Origin of the sequence: Streptococcus parasanguinis (assembly GCF_009717775.1) — a bacterium.
Lineage (GTDB): Bacteria > Bacillota > Bacilli > Lactobacillales > Streptococcaceae > Streptococcus > Streptococcus parasanguinis_AG.
Genome location: NZ_WMZF01000011.1, coordinates 1 through 13,401 on the forward strand (window position 1 = coordinate 1; position 13,401 = coordinate 13,401).

Below are 13,401 nucleotides of genomic sequence, written 5' to 3' on the forward strand. Positions count from 1 at the left end.
AAAAGGACTTAGTCCTGTACAATACAGGACTAAATCCTTAACTTAAATTATTTGTCTAACTTTTTGGGGTCAGTACAAATTCCTAAGGGGGCTGGTCCTCTTTACAATTGAGTCACGACATATTCAAAGAGCTTACGATCTGCTGGACTCTTGTCAAAACGTAGTTCCGGGTGCCACTGAACGCCGAGGAAACGACTCTTATCTGTGGACTGAACGGCTTCTATGACGTCATCTTTAGGATCCCGCGCGATCACTTCTAAGCCATCTGCCAAGTCTTTAATACTTTGATGATGGAAAGAATTGATGCGACTGGTCTTACCATAGATCTCTTGCAGGATCGTCTGATCCTTGGTCACCAACTCTTGGCTGGTGTACTGACCTGGATTGTCCTGCCAGTGGTGTTCAATGTCTTGATGCAGAGTTCCCCCTAGAGCGACATTATAGAGCTGGGTCCCACGGCAGACGGTAAAGATAGCTTTTTTAGCCGCACGCGCTTCTTCAATCAAGGCCAACTCAAAGAGATCGCGTTTCAAGAGATAGTCATCACTGTCGATGGTGATTTCTTCTCCGTAAAACTTGGGCAAGACATTTTGTCCACCGGTGATGATGAGCTTATCAATCATCGATATATAGTCTTTAGCCAAGGCCGCATCTCCAATTGGCAAGATCAAGGGAATCCCTCCTGCCTCTTTGACCGCTTCGACAAAACCAGTCGCCGCATAACTCATATTCGCGTCTGGATCATCCGGGAAGGGTCTTTCATTTCCTGTAATTCCAATCACTGGTCTTTTTTTCATACTTGTTTCCATATACTTTCATTCGTTTTCAAGGCTTATTGTAACACAATTTTAGGATAGACTCAATGGAGAGTATTTGAAGAGAAGGTCCCCCCCTCTACAACAAAAGCTTGCTGAAAGGGTTAAAATTGCTTTCTATTAAAAAATCCTCAAGTGCGAAGACTTGAGAATTGTTTATTAATTTTTGATAACCCCTTCTTTTACCAAAAAGTCACGCGCCACTTGAGCAGCAGACTTGCCTTCTACTCCGACTTGGTAGTTCATCTGGCTCATTTGCTCTGCTGTGATTTTACCAGCTAACTGATTGAGAATCCCTTCCAATTCAGGATGTTTCTTAAGAAGAGCTTCTTTCATGAGGGGTGCCCCTTGATATGGCGGGAAGAGTTGCTTGTCATCTTCAAGGACCACCAGGTCATAGCGAGCCAGCTCGGCATCCGTTGAGTAAGCATCTGTGATCTGGATATCACCGGACTGGATCGCCTGGTAGCGAAGGGCTGGCTCCATGGTGGAGACTTGTAAATGAAGTCCGTAAACCTTCTGCAAGCCCTTGTTCCCATCCTCTCGGTCATTAAACTCCAAGGTAAATCCTGCCTTGAGTTGTCCTTCCACCTTTTTCAAATCTGAAATGGTCTTGAGACCATACTCTTGGGCAATTTTCTTAGGGACTGCAACAGCATAGGTATTTTGATAAGCCATGGGTTTGAGCAAGGCCAGGTCGTCTTGTTTCTTGATCCCATCTCGAGCTGCTTGATAGACTGCTTCTGGATCATGACTGACTTGCGGCGCCGGCTTGAGGAGACTTTCGGTCACGGTCCCTGTAAACTCTGGATAGATAGCAATATCCCCTTTTTTCAGAGCTTCAAAGAGGAAGGTGGTTTTTCCAAAATTTGGTTTAACAGTCACTGTCATGTCTGTGTTTTCTTCGATCAAAATCTTGTACATATTGGCTAGAATTTCCGGTTCAGGACCTAGCTTCCCAGCGATGACCAGATTTTCTTTTTCCGGTTTGGGAAGAAGACTTGGTGTATAGCTAGCTCCCAATCCGATAACCATTACCGCAAAAGCCGCAAAGATGGTCCGCAATTTGGCCTTTTCCATCCATTTGAGAAGAAGGTTAAAGGCGATGGCCAAGAAGGCAGAAGACAGGGCACCGATTAAAATCAGACTGGCATTATTGCGGTCAATCCCTAGAAGGATAAAGGAACCGAGTCCCCCTGCTCCAATCAAGGCAGCTAGGGTAGCCGTCCCGATAATCATCACAGCTGCTGTCCGAATCCCAGACATGATGACGGGCATGGCCAAGGGAATCTCAAACTTCTTCAAGCGCTCCCACTTGGTCATCCCAAAGGCGATTCCCGCTTCTTCAAGACTTGGGTCAATCCCCTGCAAACCGGTGATGGTATTTTGGAGGATGGGGAAAATGGCATAGATGACGAGAGCTGTCAAGGCCGGAAGTGTTCCAATTCCCATGATGGGAATGAAGAGCCCCAAAAGGGCCATGGAAGGAATGGTCTGGAAGATCCCAGCTACCTGTAAAACCCAGTTGCTGGCTCTCTTGCGTGTACTTAAATAAATAGCTAATGGAACAGCTAGAAAAATAGCAAGGAGCAGGGTCAGTAATGACAGTTGCAAATGTTGCCCTAGTGCAGTGAGCCAGTCTCCAAAGCGTTCTTGAAAGGTTGCAAATAGTTTAGACATGGTGAGCACCTCCAAATAAATCCGCAACAAAGTCGTTGGCTGGTTGGGCTAGAATGGTCTCAGGATCCGCCACCTGCACAATCTCTCCTTCTTGTAACACCGCAATCCGATCGCCTAATTTCAAGGCTTCATCGGTATCGTGTGTAACAAAGATAGTGGTCATGCCGAACTCCTTGTGCAAGTCTTTGGTAAGAGCCTGCAACTGTTTGCGGGAAATGGCATCCAAGGCTGAAAAGGGCTCGTCCATCAATAGAATCTTTGGCTCCCCGATGATGGCCCGCACAATGCCAATCCGTTGTTGCTCCCCACCAGACAGCTCATGGGGTTTGCGATCGGCGTAATCAGAAGCTGGAAGGCCTACTTTTTCTAAAAATTCGACTGTTTTGGAAGCCACTCGCTCCTTGCCCCAGCCCTTCATCTCAGGAATGAGAGCGATATTTTCCGCAACTGTCAAATTAGGAAAGAGAGCAATGGCTTGAAGCACATAACCAGTAGACAGACGTAACTCTCGTTCATCATAGTCCTTGATGCGTTTCCCGTCCATATAAATATTGCCATCTGTCGGCTCCAAGAGACGGTTAATCATCTTGATCATGGTGGTCTTTCCAGATCCTGAAGGACCTACGAGGACCATAAATTCACCATCTTCAATACGGAGATTGACATCTTTTAAAATGTCCTTATCCGTGTAGCGCAAGGCTACATGTTTATATTCAATCATATTCTTCCTCAATAAGTTTTCTGTCTCTAAGAGTATCCAATAGGCTACTTGCCGGATGCCCTAGGACTTTTTCGATATCTGTTGAAACCCCAGCTTGTTCCCCAGCTTTAATCGCTGTATAAGTGCTGACCCAGGCATCGTACTCCCAAGTTTGTGCTGGCCATTTTTTCCGTGACTCATAAGCTTCTTCTACTGTTTCATCCACATACGCGATGGCGTCACCGGTCTCTTTTGAGAGAAGCGCTACGATTTCTTCTATGGAAAGATCCTCTGGCCCTGTCAGATTCAAGGTTTGATTTTCCCATTCCTTAGGATTTAAAAGAATTTCTGCTGCAACCCTAGATGTGTCCTTACGGGCAACAGCTGACACAAGACCATTGCCTGCCGGACCACGAATCTCTCCATTTTCAAGCGCCATATCAATCAGGAAGTCCAAGTAAAAATTATCTCTCAAAAAAGTGTAGGTGAACCCTAACTCCTTGATATAGGCTTCCGTCTGGGCATGATCTCGAGACAAGGTGAAAGTTGCCTTCTCATCTGCCCCATAAAAGGAGGTATAGACGATATGCTCTACTCCTGCTAGCTTTGCAGCATCTAAAAAGTCCTTGTGTTCCTTGACACGCTCTGGATTTTCCCGAGCAGAAACCATCAACAAGATATCAATACCCTTTAAGGCCTCAACCACCTCTGGTGTATTGGCATACACTATTTTACGAATTTCCGCTGACGCATTGATCTTTGCACGCTCTGGGCTTCGTGCTAGATGGACTGAAGCGATTCCCTTCTTATAGACAAGATTAGCCACATAAGAACCTAATTTCCCTGTTACCCCTGTAATACCAATCATAACTGTTACTTCCTTTCCTTAGATGTCATTCTCTTTAGCTTTTAGATTTGAGATAATGCGCTCTTGATACTCCTCAAATTCTCGGATTTCTTGATCCGAAAAGCCTTGATAGAAAATCTCACCCAGTTCCTTACTAACACGATCCCCAATTTCCTTTTGTGCCCAACCGAGGTCTGTCAAAGAAATATATTTTTTCCTTTTATCCTGCGTACAAGGTTGAATCGTAACCAAGCCTTGTTCTTCCAATTTCTTAACCATGCTGGTCAATGTATTATTGGCTAGACCCGTCGCAAGAGCGATATCGGTCGCAGTAGCGCACCCCAACTCTTGCTTCCACAAAATCGTTAAAATTTTCCCCTGTTCACTTCGGTATTGGGCATCTGGTTCCTTGCTCAAGAGTTTTTGAAAAAGTCGCCCGTTCAACAAGCGTATCTGTAAAGCTTGGTAGCCCCCTTGCATCTTGTCCATTTTATCTCCTTTTTATTTCTATACCGAAATATCACAGTCATTGTATCACCGTTCGTTACATCTGTCAACTATTTCGATATCGAAATAAAAAATCTAAGAATATGTCCACAGAATCCTTGAGGAACTTCAAAATACCAGATTTTTTAATCCTTTTACACCATCTTCCTTGGAAGAAAAGCAACATTTATACTCCTTTTTGAACGACACTGAGTTTTACATCTCTTCACTATCATGCAGAATGAAATTTGTTAAAAAGCCTCGGTAAGGTTCTTCCTACCGAAGCTTTTTTGATGAGAGAGATAAGGGTTAATGTCCTTTACGCTTCTCCCTTCGTTTTTGCTGTTTGCGTTCAAATTTCTCTTGTTTGAGCAATTGCTTTTGGACACTAGATTGATGTTTTGAAATCTTTTTCCTTTCCTCATACTGCAACTGCAATAGTTCTTTCGACTTGGAAGAAATTTTCTTCTTTACTTGTTTCTTCACAGCTCGCTGTAATCGTTTAGGATTCTTGATTTTTACATGTTGCTTAACTGTAGCTTCTGGACTAAAAGATAAATGAGTAAACTGAGTCTGTAAGATCTCTAAAATTTCATCATCTTTTGGCTCCTGACCAAATGTCACACGACAAACTTGATAAGTTTCTCGATACACTTGTTCGAACAAACCATGCCAAAATCCATCTTCAAAATAAACTGTCAATCCAATTGAAATTGTTTCCACGACAGCACCTCCTTAAATCTATCCCTAAGAATGGACAACCAAGGAGGAAGGTTACTGATAGGCTTGCCTACGTCTGGACTACCAACCAGAACTGTGTTTTTATCTTAGTTGGGACTATTATAGCATATTTATAATCTTATGTTATTGCTTCTTCAAATGCCTATCAAAAAAATGAATCGTAGCCAACCAAGAATCCTCACTCTCTTTCATCAATAAACGCCAATCTTTTCGATAGCGATGATTGGGTTGATAAGCCACTGTCAACATGTGACCTATTTCATGGTATTTTTTAAATGTAATGTGGTGGCCTTTATAATGTGAGACAATATTGGCTATTGCTGACGAGGCATCCCATATTTCATCAACAGTACTTCCGAGCAATAAGATTGGCGAAGAGAGTCTACTAATGTCTATCCTAGCAGAGCGATCTTTAGGGATAGGTTTTCTAAAAAGTTTGCTAAACAGATAATCTCTCAGTCGAAACTTTTGATAGGTAAGTTCCTTTTGCAAATACGTCCAAGAAGAAGTATGGGAGTTCCATTTCCCTTTTATCCCTTCATACACCACATCAGAGGGTGAATTTAGTACCAAACATTGAACGTCATTAAAAATGTTCTCCTCAGCTAAAACTAACTCTGCTCCCTTAGAACGTCCATAGATTCCAATTCTTTCACTATCTACTTGATGATGCTGACGTAGATAATCCTTTGCTTCCACAAGGCACTCTAAAGGAATACGTTCCAAATGTTTTGGCAACCCCTCTAAACCAAAGTAGGCAACTGCTAGGCAAATATAACCTCTAGAAGATAGAAGCTGAGCTATATTCTGTGCCTTTTCAATCCTTCCTTCACTACCGCTCACAATAATCAATGCTGGTGCTTTTATTGCCTTTTGATCATAAAAGAGTCTCCCTTGAAAATGTTTCCCGTAAATATCTTGATGACTAATTTGCAAACTCATGTAATGTCTTGTGAAAGTTCTCTCTGCGACGACAGTATTACCTTGTATAATTTTGATTTCCACAAAAAAGTGATCTAATAAGGGAATTTTAGAAAGAGAGTTTGGAAGTTTCTTTTTCCTATTGGTCAAGGGCTTAGCATTAAAGAATAACCCCATTGTTGCAATATCTTCATAAGAGCCAGAACAAGATGGAGTTTGTGAAATATCAATAATACCATTCTTATCTGATACAAAAGTCGCTGTTGATTTCCATAAAACATTATGAGCTAAAAGCATAGGAGCATTGATACAATAATAATCAGTTAGGTACATCTCGACTCGATATGTTTCTCTTGGTTTTAAGCCATTGATGACAATATTAAAAGATTCGTCTGCTAACTCAGACTCTGAGATCAGTTCAATTTGTATATTCATATCTTCCTCTTTTTTGTTAATGTGATTAACAATGTAGTTTTAAAATTACCGTGATTTTTACCACGGTAATTCTCGCCATACCTGTTCAACATCATCCATCAGTTTCATAACCATTTGAAGGTCCTCATCACTATAGTTTCTTAAAACTGAAAAAATGGCTTTTTCAATATGTTCTTGCTGCTCTTTATGGATGTTAAAAACTTCAACCCCTTTTTTGGATAATATCAGATATTTATTTTTTTCATTATCCTGTACAAATTCAAAAGTAACGAGGTCTTTCTTGGTTAAACGTCTAACACTCTGAGTAATAGCGCTCCTTGATACTTCAAGTAACTCAGATAATTTCACTAGATTCACAGGCTGATTCCGACCTATTAGATCAATCAAATGGACTTCATTAATAGTGATTGATTTATCAATACTATTCCTATGCTGATCCTTTTTCAACCGTTCAAAGTCTAAAATAAAGCTGTTAAAACGATTATTAAACTTATGCAGTTCTTTCTTATTCATAGCTTCCTTCTTTTTGTTAATGATATTAACAAAATATCGTTTTCTTGTCAAGAAGAGTCAAAAATCCTCCAGAACTTAGCTCTGAAGGACTTTTAAATTTATTTCGTTACGATATTTACAAGCTTGGTTGGCTCAAACAGTTTGGGAAACTGTTTGAGGTTGGAAATCAGCAAATAAATTGGTTATTTTACAACAATATTAACCAATTTATTTGGTACCGCAATCACTTTCACAATTTCTTTGCCATCAATCTCTGCTTTGACTTTGTCGTCAGCCAGAGCGACTTCTTGCAATTCTTCGCGAGAAAGGTCTTTTGCGACCATGAGTTTAGCACGGACTTTACCTTTGATTTGAACAACGATTTCGATTTCGTCTTCAACCAATTTGCTTTCGTCCCATGTTGGCCAAGCTACGTAAGAGATTGACTCACCTGTTGCTGCCACTGTTTGCCAGAGTTCTTCTGCCAAGTGAGGGGCAAATGGAGCAATCAATTGGATAAAGCCTTTGGCGTAATCCGCATAGAGTTTATCTTCCTTGTTAGCCGCGTTGACAAAGACCATGAGCTGGGCAATGGCTGTGTTGAATTTCATGGACTCGATTTGCTCTGTGACAGCTTTAACGGTTTCGTTATAAACCTTGTCAAGAGCACCATTGTTTTCTGCAACGATTTCTTTACTTGTGATCAAACGGTAAACACGGTCAAGGAATTTACGGCTTCCTTCCAATCCTTCTTCAGACCAAGCGATAGAAGCATCGAGTGGCCCCATGAACATTTCATAGACACGAAGGGTATCAGCACCGTATTGTTCCACCACATCGTCTGGGTTGACCACGTTCTTGAGGGATTTAGACATCTTAGCTGGTGCTTGCTCCAATTCTTCTCCTGTTTCCACATGGAAGAAGGAACCATCACGTTTTTCAACCTTGTCAGTCGCTACAAGAGCCCCACGGTGGTCACGGTAGCTGGTTCCCAAGATCATTCCTTGGTTAAAGAGTTTTTGGAACGGTTCTTTGGTTGGAACAACACCGATATCATAGAGGAATTTATGCCAGAAACGAGCGTAAAGCAAGTGAAGCACGGCGTGTTCTGCACCACCCACGTAGATATCTACTGGTAGCCATTGTTTGAGGAGGTCCTCATCAGCCAATTTCTCTGTGTTGTGTGGATCGATATAGCGGAGGTAGTACCAACTTGAACCGGCCCATTGTGGCATCGTATTGGTTTCACGACGACCTTTGACGCCATCTTCACGAGTCACTTCCAGCCAGTCGGTCAAGTTAGCTAGTGGGCTTTCCCCAGTACCTGAAGGGCGGATGTCCTTAGTTACTGGCAAGACAAGTGGGAGGTCACTTTCTGGAACAGCTGTTGAAGTGCCGTCTTCCCAATGAATGATTGGGATTGGTTCACCCCAGTAACGTTGACGGCTAAAGAGCCAGTCACGGAGACGGTAGGTAACTTTCTCTTGACCATAGCCTTTTTCTTCCAACCAAGCCACGATTTTAGCAATCGCTTCTTCTTTATTGAGGCCGTTCAAGAAATCTGAGTTGACGTGAAGTCCATCTTCTGTGTAAGCAGCTTCAGCTACATTTCCACCTTCCAGCACTTCTACGATTGGAAGGCCAAACTGTTTGGCAAATTCCCAGTCACGTTGGTCATGGGCAGGCACAGCCATAACAGCACCTGTTCCGTAACTAGAAAGAACATAGTCGGCAATCCAGATTGAAATTTCTTTGCCGTTTACAGGGTTGATAGCATAAGCACCAGTCCAAACTCCTGTTTTTTCCTTAGCAAGGTCTGTACGAGCCAAGTCTGACTTGAGGCTGGCTTGGTGTTTGTAGTCCGCTACAGCCTCAGCTTGTTCAGGTGTCGTGATGGCATCTACTAGTTCATGCTCAGGCGCCAAAACAGTGAAGGTCGCTCCGAAAAGGGTATCCGGACGTGTCGTAAAGACGGTGAATTCCTTGTCAGTTCCTTTCACCTTGAAAGTGACATTGGCACCAGTTGATTTACCAATCCAGTTGCGTTGCATGTCCTTGATAGACTCTGGCCAATCTAGATCATCCAAATCGTTGAGCAAGCGCTCTGCATAGGCCGTGATTTTAAGCATCCATTGGCGCATTGGTTTGCGAACAACTGGATAGCCCCCACGCTCAGATGTTCCATCTGGAAGAACTTCTTCGTTGGCGATAGCTGTACCCAATTCTTCCACCCAGTTTACTGGCACTTCCGCTTCATAAGCTAAGCCTTTTTCGTAAAGCTTAGTGAAAATCCATTGCGTCCACTTGTAGTAGTTCGGATCTGTCGTATTGACTTCACGGTCCCAGTCGTAAGAGAAGCCAAGCGCATTGATTTGGCGTTTGAAGTTGGCAATGTTTTCTGCTGTGAATTCCGCTGGGTCATTCCCTGTATCCATAGCGTATTGCTCTGCAGGCAAACCAAAGGCATCCCATCCCATTGGGTGAAGGACATTGTAGCCTTGCGCACGTTTGAAACGGCTAAGGATATCTGTTGCTGTGTAGCCTTCTGGATGTCCTACGTGTAGACCCGCTCCGGATGGGTAAGGGAACATGTCCAATGCATAAAACTTCGGTTTTGAAGCATCTGTTCCTGTCTTAAAAGTGTGATGGTCAGCCCAGTATTTTTGCCACTTAGGCTCGATTTCTTTATGATCGTAAAAACTCATAGCGTCTCTCCAATTTTCGTGATGCTCCTATTATACCATTTTTAGGGGATTTTTAAAGGATCAGATAAAGAAAAAGACAGGTCCCATACGGGACCTGTCCATCCTGTTTTCGCTAAGAAAAGTCTATTTCACATGCTTTTCAAGTTCTTTTTGCGCTTTTTTATTGGATTCTTCTTTTTCTTTCTTCCATTGTTCACGCGCTTTGTCGTAGTCTTTCGCCGCTACGACCTTGTCTTGAACTTCTAAATACTTATAGTTAAAGGTTTGACCCTTGTGGCCGGTCCAAGCAAAGGCTGCAGAGTATGGTACAGTCTTACGAACGACTGGAGAAGCTCCATCCGAATGAATCGGAATCAAGAGGGCACTATCGGTCAACCAAGCTTGAGCCGCAGCATATTTTTCATAACGCTTGTTGACATCTGTGTTTTCTTTTTGAGCGTCTTCAATTAATTGATTGTACTCATCAAAGCCAGCTGCTTTTGCCGCCGCATTATCCGTACCAGCATCGAATCCAAAGTAAGAATTGGCATTTTCACCAGATTTACCACTGGTGATGTCGATGTAAGAAGATGGGTCCGTATAGTCTGGTCCCCAGCCCAAGTTATTGTTTAGATCCCAGTCTTGTTGGGAAGCATTTTCAGCAAAGTAAGTCACTCGTTGAAGATCATCCTCAGAAACCATATTCAGATCGATGACAATATTTTCTGCTCCCAATGTAGATTCAATCGACTGTTTGAAGGATTGGGCTTGTTTGATTCCTTCCGTATAAGTCGAAGAAGTTGGAAGGTCTAAATGAATTGGGAATTCAACTCCTTGAGCCTGCAAGTCTGCCTTAGCTTTGGCAAACTCTTCTTTGGCCTTGCTTGGATTGTAGAGGGTGTCTTTTCCATCTGCGACAGAGACCCCTTTCCATTCATCCCCATAAGCTTCTAAGTCTTTTTCTACTGCATCACCAAATTGTTTGCCATCGATTTGGACAAAGTTTGGTGGCGTAAAGGTATTACGGATCACCTTATTGGCACCCGCTTCCCCGTTAGTTTGCGCTACATAAGCCTTGCGGTTGAAGGCAAACATAATGGCTTGACGGAAGTCCTTGTTCAAGATTGCTTTCTTGGTAGAGGCCTTTTGAGCATCCGTGGTCTTCTTTGTGATTTCATAGGCCTGACGGTCAATGTTGAAGGAAAGGTTATAGGTTGAGGAACCTTGGTCAGTATAGACGATGTCGTCCTTATGCTTCTTCTCTACACTCTTATAGTTAGAACCATTTGGGAAAACACGGGCAACTGTATAGTCACCGTTATCAAATCCACGGATCAGAGACTCGGAGTCTTGACCATCATAATAGGTCAGTTTGACTTTACTGATCTTGACATTTTCCGCATCCCAGTAGGTTGGATTTTTTTCTAATATCGCAGAAGATTTCGAAGTAATGGATTTGATCAAATAAGGTCCGCAGTAAAGGATACTAGACGGAGAAGTTCCTTGACCATAGTCATCCCCTTTAGATTTCAGGAATTCTTCATTGACTGGCATCAGGATCCCCATCGTAGTCTTGGAATTCCAGAAGCTTTCTGGTTGGCTCAAGGTATATTGAACGGTATAATCATCAATCGCTTTCACACCAACGGTTGAGAAATCAGATGTTTTCCCTGAAACATAGTCATCCAAGCCTTTGACAGATTTTTGGACCAAGTAAATCGCTTGTGATTTCTTATCTGCCGCGTGCTTGAGACCTGTCACAAAGTCTTGGGCCTTAACCTCTCCTCCATATTCTTCCCCTTCAGAAGTCATCCATTTGACCCCTTTGCGGAGTTTATAAGTATAGGTCAAGCCGTCTTTGGAAACAGTCCAGTCTTTAGCAAGTGATGGGATTAAGTTCCCATACTTGTCTACTTCCAATAATCCATCTACCGCATTTCCTGTAAACTCGGAAGTCGATTTTTTATTGGAAATCGAATAGTCGAGCGTATCTGGATCCTGGGTATAGACATAGCTATACGTCTGTCCGCCGGAGCTTCCAGATTTTCCACCTGAGCAAGCTACTAGGACACCAGCCGATAAAAGCAGAGCGCTGGTAGCTAAGAGTACCTTTCCTTTGTTCATATAATTCACCTCATTGTAAAAATGTTATATTCAATTTAAATTATAGCACTTTCCAGGGAAATGTAAACGCTTTTACTGCGAAATTCTTCTCTTTTTTCTTTTTCTAGAATTTTTTCCGTTTTAATCCCTAACCTGTATGATATAATGGAATTTATGAATAACGGGAGACATTTACACAAACGACTTAAACGCAGCCTCTTGTCCCTCCTTGTAGGAGTCTTGACATTAGGCCCTATTTCCACTGCCTTTGCGGATGACATCTACCAGCAAGAAGATGTCATGAAAATCGCAGCTGATGCTGGACTGGTATTGGACGATTTTTACAAGCCTAAAGCTGACATCGTCATCGACGCCAATACTGGAGCCATTTTGTACGGAGACAATATCGACACGGTCCGGGACTCCGGAAGCATGGCCAAACTCATGAGTGCCTATGTGGTCTTTCGGGCCCTTAAGGAAGGCAAGATCAAGTACGATACCGTGGTCACAGCAACAGAGGCAGACCAAGCCATCTCGGAAAACAATCTGTTAAGTAACTCACCTATTGTAGCTGGTGTAGACTACAAAGTATCTGAATTGATCAAGATGCTCTTTGTTCCTTCTTCTAGCGCAGCCGTGATTATGCTCGCCAACGCCGTCACTGACAATGATCCCGATAAGTTTTTGGACTTAATGAATCAGTACACACAAGAAATGGGGATGAGCCATACCAAATGGCACAATCCAAATGGGGCAATGATCTCGGTCCTTCAGGGCTACTACAATCCTCAGCGCTACGATGTCAATGCGAATAACGAAATTACAGCGCGGGACATGTCTATTCTGGCTTATCACATCGTAAACGACCTGCCAGAAATGTTGGAATACACCAAGCAAGCTCACACTACCATCATGGAAGGAACCCCCTACGAGCAAAGCTACGATAACTACAATACTTCCCTCGAAGGTGGAAAATTCGCCCTTAAAGGAACAGATGGACTCAAAACTGGATCCAGCCCGACTGCTGACTACAACTACACCGCGACAACCAAGCGGGGTAAACAGCGGATTATCGAAGTCATTTTGGGGGTTGGGAACTACGATGTCGAGATCGCCGAAAGCTACCGCAATCAGATCGGAAATACCTTGGCTGAGAAAATGTTCGCAGACTACCAGTATAAAAAAGTCCTCTCTGCAGGGGAACATACCATCGACGGGAAGACCATTCAGCTGAAGCAAGACTTCTATGCGACTGTTAAGAAGGGAACGAAGCCAGCGCTAAAACTAGAAAATAACCGCCTAGTCGTCCAAAACGGCTTGCAACAGGTATCTCCAAGCATTAAACCGGGAGTGGCCGTCAGTGAGTCTAAAGCAACGACCTCTAGCAGTAAAAGCAAGGGACTCGATGTTATGTGGCTCTTCTGCTTCTTGCCTGCCGGAATTTTATACCTGATCTTTAAACAAACCGATCCAAAAAGAAGAAAATAGGAAAAGAAC

11 protein-coding genes are annotated in these 13,401 nt (G+C 43.0%); 1 reads left to right on the plus strand and 10 read right to left on the minus strand.

Features of this window, described 5'->3' with window-relative positions; genetic code table 11:
* Positions 1 to 101: 101 nt before the first annotated feature.
* The 10 genes from GMC92_RS10110 to GMC92_RS10160 form a co-directional block, all read right to left on the minus strand.
* Positions 102 to 797 carry a gamma-glutamyl-gamma-aminobutyrate hydrolase family protein gene (locus GMC92_RS10110; RefSeq protein WP_155200300.1) on the minus strand — a complete coding sequence of 232 codons (696 nt, stop codon included), beginning with the start codon at positions 795 to 797 and terminating at the stop codon, positions 102 to 104.
* A gap of 177 nt (positions 798 to 974) precedes the next feature.
* The gene (locus GMC92_RS10115; RefSeq protein ID WP_155200301.1) at positions 975 to 2,495 is read right to left on the minus strand and encodes an ABC transporter permease/substrate-binding protein; all 1,521 of its coding nucleotides are present in this window, start codon (positions 2,493 to 2,495) and stop codon (positions 975 to 977) included.
* On the minus strand, positions 2,488 to 3,216 hold the full coding sequence (locus GMC92_RS10120) for an ABC transporter ATP-binding protein (RefSeq protein ID WP_049491030.1): 729 nt from the start codon (positions 3,214 to 3,216) through the stop codon (positions 2,488 to 2,490). The genes GMC92_RS10115 and GMC92_RS10120 overlap by 8 nt, the downstream gene beginning before the upstream one ends.
* Positions 3,209 to 4,063 (minus strand): SDR family oxidoreductase, encoded by an 855-nt coding sequence (locus GMC92_RS10125; protein WP_155200302.1) that lies wholly within the window; start codon positions 4,061 to 4,063, stop codon positions 3,209 to 3,211. Before GMC92_RS10125 ends, GMC92_RS10120 begins: the two co-directional genes overlap by 8 nt.
* Before the next feature lie 18 nt (positions 4,064 to 4,081).
* Positions 4,082 to 4,531 (minus strand): MarR family winged helix-turn-helix transcriptional regulator, encoded by a 450-nt coding sequence (locus GMC92_RS10130; protein WP_070674725.1) that lies wholly within the window; start codon positions 4,529 to 4,531, stop codon positions 4,082 to 4,084.
* A gap of 306 nt (positions 4,532 to 4,837) precedes the next feature.
* Positions 4,838 to 5,251, minus strand: coding sequence for a YjdF family protein (locus GMC92_RS10135; RefSeq protein ID WP_061591276.1), 414 nt, complete (start codon positions 5,249 to 5,251; stop codon positions 4,838 to 4,840).
* A gap of 141 nt (positions 5,252 to 5,392) precedes the next feature.
* Positions 5,393 to 6,625: an acyl-CoA thioesterase/BAAT N-terminal domain-containing protein gene (locus GMC92_RS10765; RefSeq protein ID WP_061591275.1), complete on the minus strand. Its 1,233-nt coding sequence runs from the start codon at positions 6,623 to 6,625 to the stop codon at positions 5,393 to 5,395.
* A 57-nt stretch (positions 6,626 to 6,682) separates the two neighbouring features.
* A complete protein-coding gene (locus tag GMC92_RS10150) occupies positions 6,683 to 7,138 on the minus strand; it encodes a MarR family transcriptional regulator (protein ID WP_061591274.1) in 456 nt (151 codons plus the stop codon).
* A gap of 182 nt (positions 7,139 to 7,320) precedes the next feature.
* Entirely contained in the window at positions 7,321 to 9,822 is a 2,502-nt protein-coding gene (gene leuS, locus GMC92_RS10155) for a leucine--tRNA ligase (RefSeq protein WP_155200303.1), read from the minus strand.
* Positions 9,823 to 9,945: 123 nt separating this feature from the next.
* Entirely contained in the window at positions 9,946 to 11,925 is a 1,980-nt protein-coding gene (locus tag GMC92_RS10160) for a peptide ABC transporter substrate-binding protein (RefSeq protein WP_061455725.1), read from the minus strand.
* 144 nt (positions 11,926 to 12,069) lie between these two features.
* On the opposite strand from GMC92_RS10160, the gene GMC92_RS10165 reads away from it, so the two are divergent.
* Positions 12,070 to 13,392 carry a DUF1958 domain-containing protein gene (locus GMC92_RS10165; RefSeq protein ID WP_061455726.1) on the plus strand — a complete coding sequence of 441 codons (1,323 nt, stop codon included), beginning with the start codon at positions 12,070 to 12,072 and terminating at the stop codon, positions 13,390 to 13,392.
* Positions 13,393 to 13,401 lie beyond the last annotated feature (9 nt).

What these genes read in the sequence shown, in the direction of transcription:
- GMC92_RS10115 (WP_155200301.1), bottom strand. Translation starts at nt 2,495, where the DNA reads ATGTCTAAACTATTTGCAACCTTTCAAGAACGCTTTGGAGACTGGCTC.
- GMC92_RS10160 (WP_061455725.1), bottom strand. Translation starts at nt 11,925, where the DNA reads ATGAACAAAGGAAAGGTACTCTTAGCTACCAGCGCTCTGCTTTTATCG.
- GMC92_RS10125 (WP_155200302.1), bottom strand. Translation starts at nt 4,063, where the DNA reads ATGATTGGTATTACAGGGGTAACAGGGAAATTAGGTTCTTATGTGGCT.
- GMC92_RS10150 (WP_061591274.1), bottom strand. Translation starts at nt 7,138, where the DNA reads ATGAATAAGAAAGAACTGCATAAGTTTAATAATCGTTTTAACAGCTTT.
- leuS (WP_155200303.1), bottom strand. Translation starts at nt 9,822, where the DNA reads ATGAGTTTTTACGATCATAAAGAAATCGAGCCTAAGTGGCAAAAATAC.
- GMC92_RS10165 (WP_061455726.1), top strand. Translation starts at nt 12,070, where the DNA reads ATGGAATTTATGAATAACGGGAGACATTTACACAAACGACTTAAACGC.
- GMC92_RS10110 (WP_155200300.1), bottom strand. Translation starts at nt 797, where the DNA reads ATGAAAAAAAGACCAGTGATTGGAATTACAGGAAATGAAAGACCCTTC.
- GMC92_RS10130 (WP_070674725.1), bottom strand. Translation starts at nt 4,531, where the DNA reads ATGGACAAGATGCAAGGGGGCTACCAAGCTTTACAGATACGCTTGTTG.
- GMC92_RS10765 (WP_061591275.1), bottom strand. Translation starts at nt 6,625, where the DNA reads ATGAATATACAAATTGAACTGATCTCAGAGTCTGAGTTAGCAGACGAA.
- GMC92_RS10120 (WP_049491030.1), bottom strand. Translation starts at nt 3,216, where the DNA reads ATGATTGAATATAAACATGTAGCCTTGCGCTACACGGATAAGGACATT.